This is a genomic window from Geodermatophilus pulveris (assembly GCF_900188375.1).
Lineage (GTDB): Bacteria > Actinomycetota > Actinomycetes > Mycobacteriales > Geodermatophilaceae > Geodermatophilus > Geodermatophilus pulveris.
Window position 1 is genome coordinate 481,440 of the sequence record NZ_FZOO01000001.1, and the last position, 20,257, is coordinate 501,696.

General features: G+C 75.5%; 22 protein-coding genes. 5 read left to right on the top strand and 17 right to left on the bottom strand.

All coding sequences use genetic code 11. The features are described from left to right. Positions 1-6: 6 nt before the first annotated feature. From CHB98_RS02385 to sodN, 6 genes are all read right to left on the bottom strand, one after another. Complete coding sequence (locus tag CHB98_RS02385) at positions 7-468, bottom strand: GNAT family N-acetyltransferase (RefSeq protein ID WP_218822214.1); 462 nt, start codon at positions 466-468, stop codon at positions 7-9. A gap of 4 nt (positions 469-472) precedes the next feature. Further along, on the bottom strand, positions 473-1,255 hold the full coding sequence (locus CHB98_RS02390; RefSeq protein ID WP_089303979.1) for an HAD-IIA family hydrolase: 783 nt from the start codon (positions 1,253-1,255) through the stop codon (positions 473-475). A 134-nt stretch (positions 1,256-1,389) separates the two neighbouring features. After that, positions 1,390-1,872: a GNAT family N-acetyltransferase gene (locus CHB98_RS02395; protein WP_089303980.1), complete on the bottom strand. Its 483-nt coding sequence runs from the start codon at positions 1,870-1,872 to the stop codon at positions 1,390-1,392. A gap of 73 nt (positions 1,873-1,945) precedes the next feature. Further along, positions 1,946-2,773, bottom strand: coding sequence for a CDP-diacylglycerol--serine O-phosphatidyltransferase (pssA, locus tag CHB98_RS02400; RefSeq protein ID WP_089303981.1), 828 nt, complete (start codon positions 2,771-2,773; stop codon positions 1,946-1,948). An 11-nt stretch (positions 2,774-2,784) separates the two neighbouring features. After that, the gene (locus CHB98_RS02405; protein ID WP_089303982.1) at positions 2,785-3,462 is read right to left on the bottom strand and encodes a phosphatidylserine decarboxylase; all 678 of its coding nucleotides are present in this window, start codon (positions 3,460-3,462) and stop codon (positions 2,785-2,787) included. Positions 3,463-3,587: 125 nt separating this feature from the next. After that, positions 3,588-3,989: a superoxide dismutase, Ni gene (gene sodN, locus CHB98_RS02410; RefSeq protein ID WP_089303983.1), complete on the bottom strand. Its 402-nt coding sequence runs from the start codon at positions 3,987-3,989 to the stop codon at positions 3,588-3,590. Between the two features lie 51 nt (positions 3,990-4,040). On the opposite strand from sodN, the gene CHB98_RS02415 reads away from it, so the two are divergent. Then, the gene (locus CHB98_RS02415; protein ID WP_245820868.1) at positions 4,041-4,415 is read left to right on the top strand and encodes a S26 family signal peptidase; all 375 of its coding nucleotides are present in this window, start codon (positions 4,041-4,043) and stop codon (positions 4,413-4,415) included. On the opposite strand, the gene CHB98_RS02420 is transcribed toward CHB98_RS02415, so the two are convergent. Continuing rightward, positions 4,406-5,017 carry a dTDP-4-dehydrorhamnose 3,5-epimerase family protein gene (locus tag CHB98_RS02420; protein WP_089303984.1) on the bottom strand — a complete coding sequence of 204 codons (612 nt, stop codon included), beginning with the start codon at positions 5,015-5,017 and terminating at the stop codon, positions 4,406-4,408. The genes CHB98_RS02415 and CHB98_RS02420 overlap by 10 nt on opposite strands. Before the next feature lie 124 nt (positions 5,018-5,141). Here CHB98_RS02420 and CHB98_RS02425 point away from each other — a divergent pair, with 124 nt between their 5' ends. After that, positions 5,142-6,329 (top strand): NAD(P)-dependent malic enzyme, encoded by a 1,188-nt coding sequence (locus CHB98_RS02425; RefSeq protein ID WP_089303985.1) that lies wholly within the window; start codon positions 5,142-5,144, stop codon positions 6,327-6,329. Here the strand turns inward: CHB98_RS02425 and CHB98_RS02430 are convergent. The 6 genes from CHB98_RS02430 to CHB98_RS02455 all read right to left on the bottom strand — a co-directional run bounded on the left by CHB98_RS02430 (position 6,319) and on the right by CHB98_RS02455 (position 13,982). Beyond that, positions 6,319-7,035 (bottom strand): metal-dependent hydrolase, encoded by a 717-nt coding sequence (locus tag CHB98_RS02430; protein ID WP_089304217.1) that lies wholly within the window; start codon positions 7,033-7,035, stop codon positions 6,319-6,321. The two genes, CHB98_RS02425 and CHB98_RS02430, sit on opposite strands and share 11 nt — an antisense overlap. A 56-nt stretch (positions 7,036-7,091) precedes the next feature. Beyond that, positions 7,092-7,280, bottom strand: a complete 189-nt coding sequence (locus CHB98_RS02435; protein WP_089303986.1) for a DUF6104 family protein — start codon at positions 7,278-7,280, stop codon at positions 7,092-7,094. Between the two features lie 5 nt (positions 7,281-7,285). Further along, the gene (locus CHB98_RS02440) at positions 7,286-11,146 is read right to left on the bottom strand and encodes a multifunctional oxoglutarate decarboxylase/oxoglutarate dehydrogenase thiamine pyrophosphate-binding subunit/dihydrolipoyllysine-residue succinyltransferase subunit (RefSeq protein ID WP_245820869.1); all 3,861 of its coding nucleotides are present in this window, start codon (positions 11,144-11,146) and stop codon (positions 7,286-7,288) included. Positions 11,147-11,297: 151 nt separating this feature from the next. Continuing rightward, entirely contained in the window at positions 11,298-12,107 is an 810-nt protein-coding gene (locus tag CHB98_RS02445) for an ankyrin repeat domain-containing protein (RefSeq protein ID WP_089303988.1), read from the bottom strand. 70 nt (positions 12,108-12,177) lie between these two features. Next, entirely contained in the window at positions 12,178-12,963 is a 786-nt protein-coding gene (locus tag CHB98_RS02450; RefSeq protein ID WP_089303989.1) for an ABC transporter permease, read from the bottom strand. Next, positions 12,960-13,982: an ABC transporter ATP-binding protein gene (locus CHB98_RS02455; RefSeq protein ID WP_245820870.1), complete on the bottom strand. Its 1,023-nt coding sequence runs from the start codon at positions 13,980-13,982 to the stop codon at positions 12,960-12,962. The genes CHB98_RS02450 and CHB98_RS02455 overlap by 4 nt, the downstream gene beginning before the upstream one ends. A gap of 133 nt (positions 13,983-14,115) precedes the next feature. On the opposite strand from CHB98_RS02455, the gene CHB98_RS02460 reads away from it, so the two are divergent. From CHB98_RS02460 to CHB98_RS02470, 3 genes are read left to right on the top strand one after another with little or no spacing between them, the layout of a single operon-like run. Continuing rightward, positions 14,116-14,580 carry a universal stress protein gene (locus CHB98_RS02460; protein ID WP_089303990.1) on the top strand — a complete coding sequence of 155 codons (465 nt, stop codon included), beginning with the start codon at positions 14,116-14,118 and terminating at the stop codon, positions 14,578-14,580. Positions 14,581-14,615: 35 nt separating this feature from the next. Beyond that, positions 14,616-15,668, top strand: coding sequence for an adenylate/guanylate cyclase domain-containing protein (locus CHB98_RS02465; protein WP_089303991.1), 1,053 nt, complete (start codon positions 14,616-14,618; stop codon positions 15,666-15,668). Between the two features lie 48 nt (positions 15,669-15,716). Beyond that, positions 15,717-17,357 carry an ABC-F family ATP-binding cassette domain-containing protein gene (locus CHB98_RS02470; RefSeq protein WP_089303992.1) on the top strand — a complete coding sequence of 547 codons (1,641 nt, stop codon included), beginning with the start codon at positions 15,717-15,719 and terminating at the stop codon, positions 17,355-17,357. Positions 17,358-17,372: 15 nt separating this feature from the next. Here CHB98_RS02470 and CHB98_RS02475 read toward each other — a convergent pair whose 3' ends face one another. The 4 genes from CHB98_RS02475 to CHB98_RS02490 all read right to left on the bottom strand — a co-directional run bounded on the left by CHB98_RS02475 (position 17,373) and on the right by CHB98_RS02490 (position 20,221). Beyond that, positions 17,373-18,092, bottom strand: a complete 720-nt coding sequence (locus tag CHB98_RS02475) for a lysophospholipid acyltransferase family protein (protein WP_143424915.1) — start codon at positions 18,090-18,092, stop codon at positions 17,373-17,375. 135 nt (positions 18,093-18,227) lie between these two features. Then, positions 18,228-18,770 carry a GNAT family N-acetyltransferase gene (locus CHB98_RS02480; RefSeq protein WP_089303994.1) on the bottom strand — a complete coding sequence of 181 codons (543 nt, stop codon included), beginning with the start codon at positions 18,768-18,770 and terminating at the stop codon, positions 18,228-18,230. Further along, complete coding sequence (locus tag CHB98_RS02485) at positions 18,763-19,893, bottom strand: alpha/beta fold hydrolase (protein ID WP_089303995.1); 1,131 nt, start codon at positions 19,891-19,893, stop codon at positions 18,763-18,765. The genes CHB98_RS02480 and CHB98_RS02485 overlap by 8 nt, the downstream gene beginning before the upstream one ends. Then, positions 19,799-20,221, bottom strand: coding sequence for a hypothetical protein (locus tag CHB98_RS02490; RefSeq protein ID WP_089303996.1), 423 nt, complete (start codon positions 20,219-20,221; stop codon positions 19,799-19,801). Before CHB98_RS02490 ends, CHB98_RS02485 begins: the two co-directional genes overlap by 95 nt. Positions 20,222-20,257: the final 36 nt, after the last annotated feature.

Consider the following 20,257-nt stretch of genomic DNA (forward strand, 5'->3'; position numbering starts at 1 on the left):
GGGGCCTCAGAGGCGCAGCTTGAACCCCTCGTGGGTGGCGGTGAACCCGTGCCGGGCGTAGAAGCGGTGTGCGGCGCGGCGGGACTTGTCGCTGGTCAGCTGCACCCGGTAGCAGCCCCACGCGCGGGCCTGCTCGACGGCGGCCCGGAGCAGCACCGAGCCCGCGCCGCGGCCGCGCGCGTCGGGGTGCACGTGCACGGACTCGACCTCGGCGCACAGCCCCCCGCGCTCCTGCAGGTGCCGGACGGCGAAGACCTGGCAGACGCCGACGACCTCCCCGCCGTCGACGGCCACCAGCACCTCGTTGCGCGCGGCCGCGTCGATCTCCGCGAGCGCCCGCCGGTAGCCGGCCTCGTCGGTGCGGTCCTCCTTGCCGGGCCGGCTCGCGCCGAGGGTGAGCAGCTCGACCAGGCGGGGGACGTCGCCGGGGGCCGCCCGCCGCACGGTCACCCCCGGCTGCGGTGCCACCCGGCTACACCAGGTCGACGACGTCGGCGATGGAGTGCAGCACCCGGCCCGGCCGGAAGGGGAAGCGCGCCACGTCGGCGGCCCGCGTCGAGCCGGTGAGCACCAGGATCGTGTCCAGGCCGGCCTCGATGCCGGCGACGACGTCGGTGTCCATCCGGTCACCGATCATGACCGTGGTCTCCGAGTGCGCCTCGATGCGGTTCATGGCGCTGCGGAACATCATCGGGTTGGGCTTGCCGACGAAGTAGGGCTCGGAGCCGGTGGCCCGGGTGATCATCGCCGCGACCGACCCGGTGGCCGGCAGCGGGCCCTCGGGGGAGGGGCCGGTGACGTCGGGGTTGGTGGCGATGAACCGCGCCCCGGCGCCGATCAGGCGGACCGCCCGGGTGATCGCCTCGAACGAGTAGGTCCGGGTCTCGCCGAGGACCACGTAGTCCGGGTCGGTGTCGGTCAGCGTGTACCCGGCCTCGTGCAGCGCGGTGGTCAGGCCCGCCTCGCCCACCACGAAGGCCGAGCCGCCGGGCAGCTGGGCGGACAGGAAGTCCGCGGTGGCCAGCGCGGAGGTCCAGATCGACTCCTCGGGCACCTGCAGGCCGGAGCGGGCCAACCGGGCGGAGAGGTCGCGCGGCGTGAAGATCGAGTTGTTGGTGAGGACGAGGAACCGCCGGCCGGCCTCGGTCAGCCGCTGCAGGAAGTCCGCGGCGCCCGGCAGCGCCAGCCCCTCGTGCACCAGGACGCCGTCCATGTCGGTCAGCCAGCACTCCGCCGGCTTGCGGTCGGTCGTCATCGCGTCGTCGTCCTCGGGTGGGGGGTGGGCGTCTGCTGCATTCTGCCCGGGGGCCTCGGGACCGGCCGTGCGGCTCGGTGCCCTCGGTGACGGCGATGGCGTGGACGGCCAGCTCCCCGTCGGTGCCCCACCCGTCAGCGGCGGCGGTCGGCGGCGAAGGAGGTCAGGGCGTCGTCGGTGAGCCGGAAGACCGTCCACCCGTCCATCGGCACCGCTCCGGCGGCCCGGTAGAAGTCGATGGAGGGGGTGTTCCAGTCCAGCACCGACCACTCCAGCCGGGAGTACCCGCGCTGCACGCACACCTCGGCCAGGGCGCGCAGCAGCTCCCGGCCCAGCCCGCGGCCGCGGTGGGCCGGCTGGACGTAGAGGTCCTCGAGGTACAGGCCGTGGGTCCCCCGCCAGGTGGAGAAGTTGCGGAACCACAGCGCCACGCCGACGACGTCGTCGCCGACCACGGCGACGTGGCCGAACAGCGCCGGCGCCTCGCCGAACAGGGCCCCGTGCAGCTGCGCCTCGGTCATCCGCGCCTCGTCGGGCGCCTGCTCGTACTCGGCCAGCTCGCGCACCAGGGCCACGATGGCGGGCACGTCGTCCGCCCGGGCGGGACGCACGCTCACGTCGGCTCCTCGCTGGCGCTCGTCGCCACCGTGAGCGACGCTGCCCTGCTTTCTCGTGACCTCGCCTGCTCGGTCACGTGAGCAACTCCTTGAGCCGGGCCGGCACCAGGCGGTTGAGCGGGGAGACGACCGGCACGAGGACCGGTGCCAGCAGGTAGCCGTAGGCCAGCACGCAGCCGGTCACCACCGGGGCCAGCGCGAGCCCGGCGACGACGGCGGCGACGGCAGCCAGCAGCCCGTAGGGGCGGCCGCTCCGCGGGCTGACCAGCGAGCGGAACGAGCGGAACCGGACCGTGCTGACCATCAGCAGCGCCGGGACGGCGACGATGAGCAGCACCCACAGCCGGTCGCGGCCCTGCATCTGCTCGCCGAACGCGGACACCGAGGCCAGCACGACGCCGGCCGCCCCGGGGCTGGGCAGGCCGGTGAAGTACCGCTTGTCGGCGGTCGGGTCGATCGTGGTGTTGAAGCGGGCCAGGCGGATGGCGGCGCAGGCCACCCACAGGCCGCAGGCCACCCAGCCCAGCGGGTCCCAGGCGTCGCGGCCCTCGGAGAACAGGGTGAACGCCAGCAGCGCCGGGGCCAGGCCGAAGGACACCAGGTCGGCCAGCGAGTCGAACTGCAGGCCGAACGGGGTGACCGCGCCGACCAGCCGGGCGACCGCGCCGTCGGCGATGTCGAACACCACCGACAACCCGATCAGGACCGCGGCCAGCGTGTACTGGCCCCGGATGGAGACCAGGATCGCCACGAAGCCGCACATCATGTTGGCCAGCGTGAACAGGCTGGGCAGGGTGGCCAGCGCCCGCCGGCGGGTGCCGCGCACCGAGCCGCGGACGAACTCGACGGTCGCCGTGCGCCGGGTCTGCGGCGCTCGGGCCCCGGAGGCCGAGCTGGGCACCGTCGTCCCCCTCACCCGGCGTCGGACCAGCGGGCGATGACGGTCTCACCGCCGCGCACCCGCTGGCCGACGCGCACGAGCACCGCGCAGTCCCGGGGGAGGAACACGTCCATTCGGGAGCCGAACTTCATCAGGCCCATGCGCTCGCCGGTGGCCAGCCGCCGGCCCACGCCGGTGCGGGTGACGATGCGCCGGGCCAGCACGCCGACCAGCTGGCGGAACACCACGGTGCGCTCGCCGTCGCGCAGCCACAGCTCGCGGCGCTCGTTGCGGTGCGCGGACTCCTTGCGGTAGGCGGCCAGGAAGCTGCCCGGGCGGTAGGAGCTCTGCACGACCTCACCGTGGTACGGCGAGCGGTTGACGTGCACGTCGACGACGGACAGGAACACGCTGACCTGCTGCCAGCCGCCCTCGGGGGCGGGCTCGGGCGCGACGCCGTCCTGCGCCGGGCCGGCGACCATCACCATCCCGTCGGCGGGGGAGAGGACGTCGTCGGCGGCGGGTGGCTCGACGTCGCAGCGGCGGTCCGGGTCGCGGAAGAACAGCAGCATGTAGGCCGACAGGAGCGCGAAGGGCCAGGCCGCGAGCCGGAGGCCGCGCCGGCCGGCGGCCCGCCCCGCGGCAGCGAGCAGCGCGGCGGGCGCGAGGGGTCCGGTGACGAACGGCCAGCCGGCCGGGTCGATACGCATCGAGGTCAGACGGTACCGGGGAGCAGTCGCCGTCACCGACGCCGTCCGCCGCCCGGCCCGGGGACGCCGACGGCCGGCGAGCGGGTGCTCGCCGGCCGTCGGCGGGGTGCAGGGGAGACCCGTGATCAGGCCGCGGCCTTGGTCTCCCAGAAGATCTTGTCGATCTCGGCGATGTGGTCGAGCAGCTTCTGGCCCTCGGCGGGGTCCATGCTGCCCTTGCCGCCGGCGGCGCCGGCCTGCTTGGTCGCCTTGTTGAACAGCTCGTGCAGCTGCGGGTACTTCTCGAAGTGCGGCGGCTTGAAGTAGTCCGTCCACAGCACCCACAGGTGGTGCTTGACCAGGTCCGCCCGCTGCTCCTTGATCAAGATCGCGCGGGTGCGGAAGGCCGGGTCCTCGTTGGCCTGGTACTTCTCCTGGATCGCCTTGACGGACTCCGCTTCGATGCGGGCCTGGGCCGGGTCGTAGACGCCGCAGGGGAGGTCGCAGTGAGCGGTGGCCTCCACGGCGGAGAAAATGCGCAGACGCATTGGGCTGAGCCTCCGGTTCTGAGGGGTCGGTCGTCTGCGACCCTACTCCCGGTGAGCAGCGGGGACACGGCCGAGCCGGGGGGCCGGGCAGCGGTCCCGCCGCTGGTCACACCGTGGGTGCTGGCCCGGGTGCGCGGCCCCTCGATGACGCCCACGGTGCGCTCCGGTGACCGGCTGCTGGTCCGCCGGGCCGGTCCGGGACGCCGGGTCGCCGACGGCGACGTGGTGCTGGCCCGGTTCCCGGCCCGGCCGGGGCTGCTGGTCGTCAAGCGGGTGCGCCGGGCGGTCCCGGGCGGGTACTGGGTCGAGGGCGACAACCCGTTCGTCACCGACGACAGCCGGGCGTTCGGGCCCGCCGTCGTCGTCGGGCGGGTGGTCGCCCGGCTGTGGCCGCGGCCGGGCCGCCTGCCCCGCCCTCAGGGCTGACCGGACGCGCGCAGCTGCGCGTAGCGGGCCCGGCACTCCTCGAACGTCGGCAGCAGGCCCTGCTCGCGGGCCTCCGCCAGCGTGGGGGCCGCCCGGTCCTTGGCCGACAGCTCGAAGGGGACGTCGCTCGGCCACGGCAGGCCCAGCGCCGGGTCCACCGGGGAGATGCCGAACTCCCGGGCCGGGTCGTAGCCGCTGGACACCAGGTAGGTGACCGAGCTGCCGTCGGCCAGCGAGAGGAAGGCGTGGCCGAGGCCCTCGGCCAGGTACACCGCCCGCGGCTGCTCGCTGTCGAGGACCACGGCGTCGTGCGCGCCGAAGGTGGGGGAGCCGACCCGGACGTCGACGACCACGTCGAGCACCCGCCCGGCCGGGCAGTAGACGTACTTGGCCTGGCCGGGGGGCACCAGCGCGAAGTGCACGCCGCGGAGCACCCCGCGCGCGGACACGCTGTGGTTGGCCTGGGCCAGCGGCAGGCCGTGGCCGACCGCGTCGGCGAGCACGTCGGCGCGGTACCACTCGGTGAAGCGGCCGCGGGCGTCACCGTGCGGCACGAGGTCGATGACGTGGGCGTCGCCGACGGCGAGCGGGCGGGTCTGCACGCATGGACCGTAGCCAGCGCCGGCCCGGCCCGAGCGCAGCCGCCGCCCACCGGACCGGCCGTGTCCGCGGCTCCGGTGGTCCGGGGACGTGCCCGTGTCACGATTCGGTTACGCTCCCGGGCCCATGAGCGCGCAGCAGCTGCACGGAACGGCCGACCGGTTCGCCGACGACCCGGCGTTCGCGGTGCACGAGGGCGGCAAGCTGGTCGTGCGGCCCACCCGCGCGATCGAGACGGTGGCCGACCTGGCCCTGACCTACACCCCGGGGGTCGCCCGGGTGTCCAGCGCGATCGCGGCCGAGCCCGCCCTCGCCGACCGGTTCACCTGGGCGCCCCGCGTGGTCGCGGTCGTCTCCGACGGCACCGCCGTGCTCGGGCTCGGCGACATCGGGCCCGCCGCGGCGCTGCCGGTCATGGAGGGCAAGGCCTGCCTGTTCAGCGAGTTCGCCGGGCTGTCGTCGGTGCCGGTGGTGCTGTCGACGACCGACGTGGACGCCATCGTGGAGACGGTCGTGGCGATCGCGCCGTCCTTCGGGGGCATCAACCTCGAGGACATCAGCGCCCCGCGGTGCTTCGAGATCGAGGACCGGCTGCGCGAGCGGCTGGACATCCCGGTCATGCACGACGACCAGCACGGGACGGCGATCGTCGTCCTGGCCGCGCTGCGCAACGCCGCGCGGGTGGTCGGGCGGGAGCTGGCCGACCTGCGGGTCGTCGTCTCCGGCGCCGGCGCGGCCGGCGTCGCGTGCACCAAGATCCTGCTGGAGGCCGGTGTCGGGGGCCTGGCCGTGGCCGACTCCCGGGGCGTGCTGCACACCGGCCGAGAGGACCTCACGCCGGTGAAGCGCTGGCTCGCCGAGAACACCAACCGCAGCGGCTACGCCGGCACGATGGTCGGCGCGCTCGAGGGTGCCGACGTCTACCTCGGGCTGTCCGGCGGCTCGGTGCCCGAGTCGGCGATCGCCGCGATGGCCGACGACTGCATCGTGTTCTCGCTGGCCAACCCGATCCCCGAGGTCGACCCGGAGATGGCGGCCCGCCACGCGGCCGTCGTGGCCACCGGGCGCAGCGGCGAGCCCAACCAGATCAACAACGTGCTCGCGTTCCCCGGCGTCTTCCGCGGCGCGATCGACGCCGGCGCCACCGGCATCACCGAGGAGATGAAGCTGGCCGCGGCCACCGCGATCGCCGACGTCGTGGGTGACGAGGTGCGCGCGGACTACGTGGTGCCCAGCCCGCTGGACCGCCGCGTGGCCGAGGCCGTCGCGGCCGCGGTCGCCGACCGCGCCCGGGAGCAGGGCGTCACCCGCTGAGGCCGGGGAGGGCCTGCAGCAGGGGGTCGACGGCCCCGCGGACGTCGGTGTTGAGGTAGACGCACCACAGCGTGGCGAGCACGAAGGCCGGCACCAGCACGCCCTTCTCCAGCGCGGTGCCGGTGCGCATCGGCGTCAGCGTCAGCCGCGCGCGCCTGACCACCCACAGCACCGGCACCGGCACGCCCTGCGTGGTGATCGCGTCGCCGGCGATGTGGGTGAGCACGCCGAGCGCGACCGCCCACGGCAGCCACCCGGGCTGCGGGGTGTGCCCCAGCAGCAGCCAGGCGCCGCCCCAGGAGAGCACCAGGTTCCCCACCACGGTGTTCTCCGCCCGCCCCGGGATGACGAAGTGCAGGGCGCGCAGCGCCAGCCCGATCGCCAGGCTCAGCAGCAGCAGGCTGGACCAGAACGCGTCGGCCGCGGCCAGCGCCAGCGCGCCGAAGGCCAGCGGCGCCAGGACGGCGTCGTGGGTGCCCCAGCGGTGCCCCTGGGCCAGTCGGCCGATCGCTCCGGACGGGACGTCGGTGAGCGGCCCCCACATGTCCGAGACGGTGGAGCCGCTGTGGTCCAGGTCGGGCAGCATGGCCATCCCGCCGACCGCGGCGATCCAGGCGACCTGGCCGAGGGTGCCCCCGACCGGGGCCCAGGGCAGCGTGGCGGCGCCGGTGGCGAGCCCGGACAGCGCGTGCGAGTGACCGAGCACCGACACAGCGTGCCGTCACCCGGCCCGCTGCCCACGCAGGCGCGCCCGCGGGGCCCCTAGTCCTCCGGGTCGTCCTCGTCGGTGCCGCCGCGGGCCAGCCAGGTGGCCAGCCGCTCGATCGGCACCTCGAAGTCCGGGTGCTGGTCGACGAAGGCCTGCAGCTGGCCGGCCAGCCAGGCGAGGGTCACCTGCTCCCCGCCCCGCCGGTCGGCCAGCTCCTCCAGGCCGCGGTCGGTGAAGTACACGGGCGTCAGTCGGCGAAGGCCTGCGCGACCAGCTGCTTCTGCTCGGCCTCGTGCACCTTCGCCGAGCCGACGGCCGGGCTGGCCGAGGCGCGGCGGGTGACGGGCCGCAGCCGGCGGCCGGCCGGCAGGTGCTCGGGCAGGTTGACGGCCATGAACTGCCAGGCGCCCATGTTGGCCGGTTCCTCCTGCACCCAGACGACGTCCTCGGCCGACGGGTAGCGCTCCAGCTGCCGAACGACCTCCTCGGCGGGCAGCGGGTAGAGCTGCTCGACGCGGACCACCGCGGTGTCGGCCGTGCCGGTGGCCTCCCGCTGGGCCAGCAGGTCGTAGGCGACCTTGCCGCTGCACAGCAGGACCCGGCGCACCGCGCCGTCGTCCAGCGGCTCGCCGCCCACGCCCGGGTCGGGCAGCACCGGGCGGAAGGACTCGTCGGTGAAGTCCGAGACCGGACTGACCGCGGCCTTGGCCCGCAGCAGCGACTTCGGGGTGAACACGACCAGCGGCCGGTGCACGTCCGACAGCGCCTGGCGGCGCAGCAGGTGGAAGTAGTTGCCCGGCGTCGAGCAGTTGGCGACGGTCATGTTGTTCTCCGCCGACAGCTGCAGGAACCGCTCGATCCGGCCGCTGGAGTGGTCGGGGCCCTGCCCCTCGAGGCCGTGCGGCAGCAGCAGGACGACGCCGGAGCGCTGCCCCCACTTCGCCTCGCCGGAGCTGATGAACTCGTCGATGACCATCTGGGCGCCGTTGACGAAGTCGCCGAACTGCGCCTCCCACAGCACCAGCGCCCTCGGGTTGCCCACCGAGTAGCCGTACTCGAAGCCGACCGCGGCGTACTCCGAGAGCAGCGAGTCGTAGACGAAGAACTTCGCCTGGTCCTCGGCCAGGTGCGCCAGCGGGGTGAACTCCGACCCGTTCTGACGGTCGATGAGCACCGAGTGCCGCTGCACGAACGTGCCGCGGCGGGAGTCCTGACCGGCCAGCCGCACCGGGACGCCCTGCACGAGCAGCGACCCGAAGGCGAGCAGCTCGCCCATCGCCCAGTCGATGCCACCCTCGCTGACCATCGCCGCGCGCCGCTCCAGCATCCGCTGCAGCTTGGGGTGCGGTGCGAAGTGCTCGGGGAAGGACACGTGCGCGTCGCCGATGGCCTTCATGGCCTCGGGCGTGATCGCGGTCGCGACCGTGGACTGCTGCGCCGTGCGGGGGTCCATGACCGGCTCGGGCTTGCTGGTGTCCTGCGCGTCGTGGGTCTCGGCGAAGGCCCGCTCGAGCTGGTCGCGGTAGTCCCGGAGGGCCTCCTCGGCCTCCTGCAGCGTGATGTCGCCGCGGCCGATGAGCGACTCGGTGTACAGCTTCCGGACCGAGCGCTTGCGGTCGATGATGTCGTACATCAGCGGCTGGGTCATCGAGGGGTCGTCGCCCTCGTTGTGGCCGCGCCGGCGGTAGCAGACCAGGTCGACGACGACGTCCTTCTTGAACGCCTGCCGGTAGTCCACAGCCAGCCGGGCCACCCGCACGCACGCCTCGGGGTCGTCGCCGTTGACGTGGAAGATCGGTGCGTTGACCATCCGGGCGACGTCGGTCGAGTAGAGGCTCGAGCGGGACTGCGCCGGGCTGGTGGTGAAGCCGACCTGGTTGTTGACGACGACGTGCACCGTGCCGCCGGTGCGGTAGCCGCGCAGCTGCGACAGGTTGAGCGTCTCGGCGACCACGCCCTGACCGGCGAAAGCCGCGTCGCCGTGCAGCAGGACCGGCAGGACGGTGAAGCCGCCCTCGCCCTTGTCGATCATGTCCTGCTTGGCGCGGGCGATCCCCTCCAGGACGGGGTTCACCGTCTCCAGGTGCGAGGGGTTGCTGGCCAGCGAGACCGCGATCTCGGCACCGGGCTTGAACGGGTTCTCGAAGGTGCCCTCGGCGCCGAGGTGGTATTTGACGTCACCGGAGCCCTGGACGGTGCCGGGGTCGATGTTGCCCTCGAACTCGCCGAAGATCTTCGCGTAGCTCTTGCCGAGGACGTTGGCCAGCACGTTGAGCCGGCCGCGGTGCGGCATGCCGATCGCGACCTCGTCCAGGCCGTGGTCGGTGCCGGCGAGGAGGACCTCGTCGAGCACCGGGATCAACGACTCCCCGCCCTCCAGGCTGAACCGCTTCTGGCCGACGTACTTGGTCTGCAGGAAGGTCTCGAACGCCTCAGCGGCGTTGAGCCGGCCCAGCACGTGCTTCTGCTTCTCCCGGTCGGGCTGCTCGGCCTTGAGCTCGACCCGCTGCTGGATCCACTCCCGCTCTTCGGGGTCGGTGATGTGCATGTACTCCACGCCGACGGTGCGGCAGTAGGAGTTGCGCAGCACCCCGAGGACGTCGCGCAGCGCCATCAGCTTCTCGCCGGCGAACCCGCCGACGGGGAACCTGCGGTCGAGGTCCCACAGCGTCAGGCCGTGCTGCAGGATGTCCAGGTCCGGGTGGCTGCGGACCTTGAACTCCAGCGGGTCGGTGTCGGCCATGAGGTGGCCGTTGCGCCGGTAGGAGTCGATGACCTCGATGACCCGGGCTTCCTTGTCGATCTGCCCCTCGCGGCTGACCCGCACGTCGGGCATCCAGCGCACCGGCTCGTAGGGGATGCGCAGCGACCGGAAGACGCCGTCGTAGAAGCCGTCCTCGCCGAGCAGCAGCTGGTGCAGGCGGCGCAGGAAGTCGCCGGACTCCGCACCCTGGATGATCCGGTGGTCGTAGGTCGAGGTCAGCGTGATGATCTTGCTGACCGCCATGTCGGTGAGCGCCTCGGGGCTCATCCCCTGGAACTCGGCCGGGTACTCCATGGCGCCGACGCCGATGATCGCGCCCTGGCCGGCGGTCAGCCGCGGCACAGAGTGGACGGTGCCGATGGTGCCGGGGTTGGTGAGGCTGATCGTGGTGCCGGAGAAGTCCTCCAGCGTCAGCTTGCCCGCGCGGGCACGGCGGATCACGTCCTCGTAGGCGCCCCAGAACTGGGCGAAGTCCATCTGCTCGGCCGACTTGATCGAGGCGACCACGAGCGAGCGGGAGCCGTCGCGCTTGGGCAGGTCGATGGCCAGGCCGAAGTTGACGTGCTCGGGCTGCACCAGGGTCGGCTTGCCGTCGACCTCGGCGAAGGCGCTGTTCATGTTCGGGAAGTCGTCGAGCGCCCGGACCAGCGCGTAGCCGATCAGGTGGGTGAAGGAGACCTTCCCGCCGCGGGAGCGGGCGAGGTGGTTGTTGACGACGATGCGGTTGTCGGCCAACAGCTTGGCCGGCACGGCGCGCACGCTGGTGGCCGTCGGCACGGTCAGCGAGGCGTTCATGTTCTTGACGACGCTGGCCGCCGCCCCGCGCAGCGGCACCCGCCGGGGGCCCTCGCCGGCCGGCTTGCCGGCCTTGGCGGCGGCCTTCTCAGCGGGCCTGGCGGCGGGCCTGGCGGCGGGCTCGGCGGTGGGCTCGGCCGCCGCGGCCGCCTTGGCGGCCGGCTGCTGGGCCTCGGCCCGGTCGGCGGCCCGGCCCACCACGGTGTCCTCGGTGCGCTCCGGGACGGGTGTGGCCCGCGACGGGGCGGTGACCTCGCCGGGCTCCGGCTGACGCTCGGCCTGCGCCGGGGCCGACGGCGCCGGCTCGGCGGCAGCCGGGGGGGCGGGAGCGGCGGCAGGCTCCGGCGCCGCGGCGGCCGGGGCGTCCCGGTCGTCGCTGGCGGCCACCGGGCTGCCCGGCCGGTAGTCGGCGAAGAACTCGTGCCACGCCTGGTCCACGCTGGCGGGATCGGCGAGGTACTGCTGGTACATCTCCTCGACCAGCCACTCGTTGGTGCCGAACCCCGCCACCGAGGAGGAGGAGGTGGCGGACGGCCGGGATGAGCTCACGCTTGACACGGGGTCGGGTGCCTTCTTCGTCGTCGGTGGACGTCTCTGGACCGGGGATGGAGTCTACGCCCGCACCTCCGTGCGGACCGGGTGCACGCGGCGGCCGCGTCCCCGCCGGTCCGCGGGTCCGGGACGGGTCGGCAGGAGGGCCTCACTCCGTGGCGCCCCGGGACACCAGCAGCTCGGCGAGGGCGTCGTGCGCGGTCGCCCGGCCGGCGTCGTCGCGGCGGCTGCGGGCGGCGGCCACCCGGCTGATGTCCAGCGCGCTGGCCCCGTCGGCGGTCGTCGCGTCCACGTCGGCGCCCGCGTCGAGCAGCGCGCACACCAGCTCCCGCACGTCCCCGTCCCCGCCGGCGGCGACGGCGGCGTGCAGGGGGCACCGGCCGGTGTCGGGGTCGCGCCGGTTGACGTCGGCGCCGGCAGCCAGCAGCAGGTGGACCAGCTCCAGCCGGGCGCCGGCGGCGGCGGCGTGCAGGGCGCCGCCGCCGGCGTCGGCCCCCCGGCCCAGCAGCACCCGGGCGGTGCCGGCCGCGCCCCCGGCCGCGGCGAGCACCAGCAGGTCCACCCCGGTCACCGGGTCGACCAGCGGGGCGCCGCCGTCCAGCTCGGCGTCCAGCCGCTCGACGTCGTCGAGGTAGGCGGCGCTGGCGGCGTCCACCGGCGCGCCCAGCTCGCGCAGCAGCGGGACGAGGTCGGGGGCGGACTCCAGCGCGGTGTGCAGCGGGTCCCGGCCGTGCTCGGTGCGCGCGCCGAGGTCCGCGCCGGCCTCGACGAGCAGCCGCACGACCTCGGCCCGCCCCTCCGCGACCGCCAGGTGCAGCGGCGTCCAGCCGCCCTGGCCGTCGCGCTCGACCGTGGCCGCCAGCAGCCGCGGGGCCTCCCGGACGGCGGTGCCGACGGCGGTGGCGTCGCCGTCGGCGATCAGCCGGCCGAGCCGGGGGGCGGTCATGCGCGTGGTCATCGGGATCCTCGTTCAGGTCGGGGGACGGCCGGTGGCGGGCCGGTGGGAGTGCGGTGGAGGAGCGGGCGCGCTAGACGACGTCGCGGCGGACGGCGAGCAACGTCCCCAGCACGGCCGCCACGATCCCGTAGCCGAGCAGCACCAGCCCGCCCTGCCAGGGCTCGAGCAGCTCGGTCAGCCCGATCGTGGCCGTCATCGCCTCCAGCGCGCCGCCGGGCAGCCACTTGTAGGCGTCGGACAGGGCCGGGACCAGCTGCACGATCGCCTCGACGACGAACAGGTAGACCAGAGCGCCCACGATGGCGCCCACCTGGTTGCGCACCAGCGCGCCCACCCCGACGCCGATCACCGTGTAGACGACCAGCGCCGCCCCGACCCCGGCGAGCACGCGCAGGTTGTCCCCGGACAGCTCCGGGGCGTCCCCGCGGGCGCCGGCGTAGACCAGCACGACGGCGACGTTGACGGCGATGACCACCACGGCCAGCGGCACCGCGGCCAGCGCGTAGGCGAGCAGCTTGGCGGTGATGACCCGCCCGCGCCGCGGCGTGGTGAGGAAGGTCGGGGTGGCGGTGCGGTGCCGGAACTCCTGGGTGGTCCCGATGATGCCGAGGATGAGGAAGAGCACCGTGACGTTGGCGCCGGTCGCCAGGGCCAGCTGCTCGTACTCCGGGGTGCCCACCGGGGGCAGCGGCGGGCCGCCCCCGCCGGGGCCGCCCCCGCCGTCGTCGGCACTGCCGGCGAAGGCGGTGAACAGCGCGGTGAAGCCGGCGACCAGGACGCACGCGCCGAGCAGCAGCCCGATCCAGACGCGGGTGGTGAACAGCTTGGTCCACTCGGCACGGACCAGGGCGGTCACGGTCGGCTCCCCTCGGGCGCGGCGTACTGCTCCTGGCCGGCGGTGAGCCGGAAGTACAGCTCCTCCAGACCGCTGCTCTCCGCGCGCAGTTCGTGCAGCTCCAGGCCCGCGCGGAAGGCCTGCGCGCCCACGGCGGCCGGCGTCGTCCCGGCCACGGCGATCCGGCCGTCGTCGTCGGGCGCGACGGAGAACCCGGCCGCGCTGAGGACCTCGGCCAGCCGGCCTGCCTGCGGGCTGCGCACCAGCACCGGCCCGCTGCCCTGGGCGCCGGAGCGCAGCTCGGCGATCGACCCCTCGCGGACCAGCCGCCCGGCGCCCACGATCACCACGCGGTCGGCGGTCTGCTCCATCTCCGCCAGCAGGTGGCTGGAGACCAGCACGGTGCGCCCCTCGTCGTGCGCGAGGTGGCGCAGGAAGCCGCGCAGCCACTGGATGCCCTCGGGGTCCAGCCCGTTGGCCGGCTCGTCGAGCACCAGCACCGCCGGGTCGCCGAGCAGCGCGGTGGCCAGCGCCAGCCGCTGGCGCATGCCCAGGGAGTACCCGCCCGCGCGGCGCCGGCCGGCGTCGGCCAGCCCGACCTGGGCGAGCACCTCGTCGGCGCGGCCGGGCGGCAGGCCCGCCGCCCGGCAGTAGACCCGCAGGTGGTTGCGCCCGGACCGGGCCGGGTGGAAGGCGGTCTCCAGCACCGCGCCGACGGTGCGCACCGGCGCCGGCAGCGCGGCGTACGGGACGCCGCCGAAGGTCGCCGTCCCCGCGTCGGGCTGCTCCAGCCCCAGGGCCATGCGCAGGGTCGTGGTCTTGCCGGCGCCGTTGGGGCCGAGGAAGCCGGTGATCGAGCCGGGCTCGACGCTGAAGCTGAGGTCGTCGACGGCGCGGACGGCGCCGAAGCTCTTGCTGAGGCCGCGGACCTCGACCCGGACCGGGCCTCGGTCGGGGCTGCTGCCGGGGTGGATGGCGCTCTCCTCGTCGTCGGCCGTGCGACGGCTCCATCCAAGCGCACCGGGCGGTCCCCACGGCACCCCCGCGGCCGTCCCGGGAGCGGCCGGCGGGCGTGTCGCGGCGTGACCCCGGGCACACCGCTGACCGGTACTTCGATAGCTTGGGCCGGCCGGTGCCGCCCCGGGGCGGCGGGACGACGAGCGAGGGGGGGCCGTGAGCGCCTACCGCACGGTCGTCGTCGGGACCGACGGGTCGCGGTCCTCGCTGATCGCCGTCGAGCGCGCCGGCGCGCTCGCCGGGGCCTGCGGTGCCCGGCTGGTCATCGTCTGCGCCTATCTGCCCTCCCGGAGCGACGAGCGCGAGGCCCGCCGGGCCCGGGCGGAGATCGGCGAGGAGGTCCGGCCGGTCGTCGGGCCGGCGCCGGCGGAGCAGACCGTGCGCGCCGCGGCGGAGGCGGCCGTCGCCGCCGGCGCCGGCGCGGGGGACGTCGACGAGCTCGCCGTCGTCGGCTCACCGGTGGAGACGCTCATCGACGTGGTCACCCGGACGCAGGCGGACCTGCTCGTCGTCGGCAACCGCGGGATGGACGGCACCAAGGGCCGGCTGGTGGGGTCGGTGCCCGGCGACGTGACCCGCCGCTCGTCGGTCGACGTCCTGGTCGTGCACACCACCGACTGACCCCGCTGCCGGCCGCACCCCGGGACCCCGACGCCGTGACCGACCCCGACGACCCCCGCGAGGCGCTGCTGCGCGTGCTCCTGGGCGGTCCGCGCCGGTACACCCGCCTGCAGGTCGGCGCGATGGCGGGCATGCCCCCCGAGCGCACCCGTCGGCTGTGGCGGGCGCTGGGCTTCCCGGACGCCGCCGACGACGACCAGGTCTTCACCGACGCGGACGTGCAGGCGCTCGCCCTGCTCTCGGCACTGATCGACACCGGCTTCGTCGACGAGGACTTCGAGGCGTCGATCATCCGGGCGATGGCGCAGTCGCTGTCCCGTCTCGCCGACTGGCAGACCGACCTGCTCGCCGACGTGCTCGCCCGCGACGACGCGAGAGGGGAGACCCCGATCGACCCGCAGCGGGCGGTGGAGGGCACCCGCCGGCTGCTGCCGCTGCTGCGGGCGCTGCAGGACTACGTGTGGCGGCGCCACCTGGCCGCCAACGCCGAGCGGCTGCTGGCCAGCGCCGGCGGCGACCGCCGCGAGCTGGCCGTGGGCTTCGCCGACCTGGTCGGCTACACCAGCCGCAGCCGCGGCATGGCCGGCCGCGAGCTCGGCGCGATGGTGGAGGACTTCGAGGGCACGGCCGCCGAGGTCATCGCCCGGCACCGCGGGCGGGTCGTCAAGACGGTGGGGGACGGCGTCCTCTACACCGCCGTCTCGGCGATCGACGCCGTCGAGATCGGGCTGGAGCTGCCGGAGACCTGGCAGACCGGCGACCGGCCGCCGCTGCGGGTCGGCGCGGCCTACGGCACCGTGCTCACCCACCTCGGCGACGTCTACTCGCCGGTGGTGAACCTGGCCAGCCGGCTGACCTCGCTCGGCCGGCCGGGGGCGCTGCTCGTCGACCGCGAGCTGGCCCGGCGGCTGCGCGGGCTGCCCCGCTACCGGGTGCGGCCGCTGCGCCGGGTGTCGGTGCGCGGCTACGACGAGCTGCAGCCCTGGCTGGTGCGCCGCCGGCCGGCGGGGGAGGCCGACCTGGCGCTGGAGGGCATGCTCGACGAGATGGCCGACGACGTCCTGGAGGACGACCTCGACGACGGATGAGGGAACCCGGTCGCGCCGGCCCGGGCCGGGGAGGCACCCTGGTGCCTCGTGAGTGCCACGCTCGTCGCCCGCGGCCTGGCCGCCGGCCACGGTCCGCGCGTCCTGTTCTCCGGCCTGGACCTGGTCGTCGCCCCCGGGGACGTCGTCGGGCTGGTCGGGGCCAACGGCGCGGGCAAGTCCACCCTCCTGCGCACGCTGGCCGGCGAGCTTCCGGCCGAGTCGGGCAGCGTGACCGTCAGCCCGCCGAGGGCGACCCTCGGGTACCTGCCGCAGGAGCACGAGCGCCGGCCGGGGGAGACGGTGCGCCAGGCGCTGGCCCGCCGCACCGGGGTCGCCGCCGCGCAGGCCGCGCTGGACGCCGCGACCGAGGCGCTGGCCGCCGGCACCGACGGCGCCGACGACGCCTACGCCGACGCCCTCGAGCGCTGGCTGGCCCTCGGCGGGGCCGACCTCGACGAGCGCGCGGGGCAGGTCGTGGCCGAGGTGGCTCCCGGCGTGGCGCTCGACGTCCCGACCACCGCGCTGTCCGGCGGCCAGGCGGCGCGGGTCGGGCTGGCCGGGCTGCTGCTGTCGCGCTACGACGTGCTGCTGCTCGACGAGCCCACCAACGACCTGGACCTGGCCGGCCTGGACCAGCTGGAGCGCTTCGTGGCCGGGGCGCGCGGCGGCATCGTCGTGGTCAGCCACGACCGGGAGTTCCTCGCCCGCACGGTCACCCGCGTGGTGGAGCTGGACCTCGCCCAGCAGCTGGTGCGGGTGCACGACGGCGGCTACGAGGCCTACCTGGTGGAGCGGGAGGTGGCCCGGCGGCACGCCCGCGAGGAGTACGAGGAGTTCGCCGGGACGCGCGCCGGGCTGGAGGCCCGTGCGCGCACGCAGCGGGCCTGGATGGCCAAGGGCGTGCGCAACGCCCGCATGAAGCGACCCGACAACGACAAGATCGGCCGCGCCTTCCGCACCGAGACCTCGGAGAAGCAGGCGGCCAAGGCCCGGCAGACCGAGCGGCGGATCGAGCGGCTGGAGGTGGTGGAGGAGCCACGCAAGGAGTGGGAGCTGCGGATGGAGATCGCCGCCGCACCGCGGGCCGGTGCGGTGGTGGCCACCCTCGCCGGGGCGGTCGTGCGCCGGGGCGGGTTCACCCTCGGCCCGGTCGACCTGCAGGTGGACTGGGGCGACCGGGTGGTCATTACCGGGCCCAACGGCAGCGGCAAGTCCACGCTGCTGGCGGCGCTGCTGGGCCGGGTGCCGCTCGACGAGGGCCGCGGCGGCCTGGGCCCCGCGGTGCGGATCGGGGAGATCGACCAGGCCCGCGGGGCCTTCCTCGGCGCGGAGCCGCTGCTGCACGCCTTCGCCGCGGAGGTGCCCGACTGGCCCACCGCCGAGGTGCGCACCCTGCTGGCCAAGTTCGGGCTGACCGCCGAGCACGTGCTCCGCCCGGCCGACAGCCTCTCGCCCGGGGAGCGGACCCGCGCGGGGCTGGCGCTGCTGCAGGCGCGCGGGGTCAACGTGCTGGTGCTCGACGAGCCGACCAACCACCTCGACCTGCCCGCCATCGAGCAGCTGGAGCAGGCGCTGGCGGACTACCGGGGCACCCTGCTGCTGGTGACCCACGACCGGCGGATGCTGGCCGCGGTGCAGACCACCCGGCGGCTGGCCGTCGAGGACGGGCGGGTCGCCGCCGCTTGGTGAAGGACCCCGTCCTCCTCACGCCTCGCACGCTCGGCGCGGGCCTCGGGACGGGGCCGGGCCGGCGCCGTCCTCCTCGAGGACGGCGGCGACCGCGTACTCGGCGGTCGTCGCCAGCTCCTCGGCCGTCGCGCCCGCGGAGGACAGCGCCGGCAGCAGGTGCACCTCGACCACCGTGCCGGGGGAGGCGGTGGCCAGCCAGCGGACCGCAGCGACCGCGGAGCGGCCCGCCGGCGGCGGGGTCGCCGGGCCGCGCCAGCGCACGGCGACCGGGCACACCGCGGCGCCGGTCTCCACGGCGGCGGCGAACAGCGCGGGGGAGAAGCGGCCCAGGCCCCTGCCGTCCGGCCGGCCGGCCTCGGGGCGGGCGCTGACCGGCGTCCCGGCGCGCAGCGCGATGGCGACCCGGGCGGAGACCGCCGGCACGACGGGCACGGGCACGCCGGCCAGCCGCTCCGGGCCGCCGGCCACCGCGGCGGCGGGGACGGCGGTGAGCAGGGCCAGCGGGTCCAGCGCGGTGACGGCGTTGGACACCAGGAGCGGACCGGTGCCGGTGCGCGGCCAGGCCGACGCGGGGGCGCGGACCTCGACGCGCACGCCGAGGCCGGTGAGCAGTCGGGCGGCGCCGCACACGCTGCGGCGGCGACGGCCGCCGACCGGCGGGCGCAGCCGCCCGGCGGCGACGGTGGCCCCGACCCGGATCCACGCGGGACCGGATGCGGCGGTGGGTGCGGTCACGGTGCCTCCCCGGACGCTCGGCGGACCCGGGTGGGTCCGCTCGCCGCCGAGCGTGACGGGCACAGGTGTCCGCAGGGTGACGCTGAGTGGTCGGCGACGGGGCGGTCCGTGGACGACCCGCCGTCGGCGCTCCGCTCAGGACGGGGTGCCGAGCGTGTCGGCGAGCCCGACCGCGCGCATGCCGGCCCAGGTGTCGCCGACGTGGTGGGCCAGCACCATGAGGTCGCGCAGCCGCCCGTCCCGGTCGCGGATGTGGTCGACCAGCAGTGCCTCGCCGGTGAACCCCAGCCCGGTGAACAGGGCCAGCGCCGCGGCCTGGTCGGGGACGACCTCGACGACCAGCTTGGTCAGCCCGGCCTCGAGCGCCTGCACCATGGCGTGCCGCGCCAACTGCCGGCCCAGCCCGGCCCCGCGGCCGGCGGGGGCGACCACGAGCCGCACCTCGCCCACGTGGTCCGACCAGCCCGGCAGCCGCAGGACCGCGACGTAGCCGAGGACCCGCCCGCCGTCCACCGCTGCCCAGCGGTGCACCCCGGGAGAGCCGGCCGCCCAGCCGCGGACGACGGCGGCGTCGGCGACGTCCTCCCGGATGGAGGTGCGGTCGCCCTCGGGCAGTTCCGCGGTGAAGCGGACGAGCGCGTCGCCGTGCGCCTCGGTGAGGGGGACGACGTCAGCCACCGGCGGCCTCCCGGGCGGCGGCGCCGGTCAGCGGGTCGCTGCGCCGGCGGGTGAAGTCGATGATCGTCGGCACCGTCGTCCGGGCGGCCGTCCGGCCGACCACCAGGCCCATGTGCCCGGCCGGCAGCCGCAGCTCGTGCCGGTCGGGGGAGCCGACCAGGTCGACCAGCGGCGCGGTCGCCCGGGGCGGGACGATGTGGTCCCGGTCGGCGCGCACGGTCAGGAACGGCACCCGGACGTCGGACAGGTGCACCCGGTCGCCGCCCACCGTCAGCCGGTCGGTGACCATCCCGTTGTCGCGGACGAGCATCCGCACCGTCTGCTCCGCGGCCGCCCCGGGGAAGGGCACGTGGTCGTCGGCCCAGCCGGTCATGGCCTGGTAGCCGGCGACGTACTCGTCGTTCCAGAGCCGCTCCCACAGCGTCACGTAGCGGGTGACCTCCGCGGTCGGGGTCAGGGCGCGGAAGCCCTGGACGACGACCCGCGGCGGGACGTTGCCGTCGGCGTCGAGGACGTCGGCGACCTCCAGCCCGCCCACCCGGAACAGGTCGGCCAGCGGGCCCATGTGCCGGAAGTCCACCGGGGTGGCCAGCACGGTGAGGCTGCGCAGCGGCGCGTCCGGGTGGTGCGCGGCGTAGAGCAGCGACAGGTCCCCGCCGAAGCAGTAGCCGAAGAGGGTCACCTCGTCGGCGCCGGAGACCTCCAGCACCCGCTGCACCCCGGCCGGGACGTAGTCGTCGACGTAGTCCTCGAGGGTGTTGGCGGCGTCCCGCTCGTCGGGTTCGCCCCAGTCCAGCAGGTACACGTCGAAGCCGGCCTCCAGCAGCTGCTCGACGAAGCTGTTGCCCGGGGTGAGGTCCAGGACGTAGCTGCGGCTGACCAGGCTGAACACGACGAGCAGCGGCGGGGAGTACCGCACCCTGTCGCTGCGGTAGTGCCACAGCTGGGTGCGGCCCCGCTGCCACACGACGTCCTTGGGCGTCTGGCCGACGTGCGGCCGGTCGACGCCGCTGACCAGTTTGAGGCCGTTACGGGCGCGCAGGGCGTTGCGCTCGACGTCGCGCCGGACGCGGTCGAGGACCGTCTGCGCGCTCGGGACGGTCGGCCGGGGCACGGTCGGCATCGGTCTCCTCGGGGGTGTCGCGGCGGGCGGGCCCGGGGTCGAGGCGCCCCGCCTCCAGCTGCAGGGCCAGCCGGCGGACCTCGCGGTCCAGCGCGCCGACCTGGGCCCGCAGCCGGCTGACGTCGCTGGCGGCCGGCAGGTCGACCAGGTGCCAGAAGCCGGTCGTCACCCCGCGGACCCCGCCGCGGGCCGCGGTGACCGCGCGGCGGGCCAGGGCAGCGCCCACGGCGAAGGTCTCGGAGCGGACGAACTCCTCGGCCTGCGGGGTCACCCGCCGCTCGACGGCATCGAAGGCCTGCCGCCACAGCGGCGCGCCGGGGTCTGCCACGGGTCCTCCCGCCGGTCCGGTACGGGTCCGGCCCCT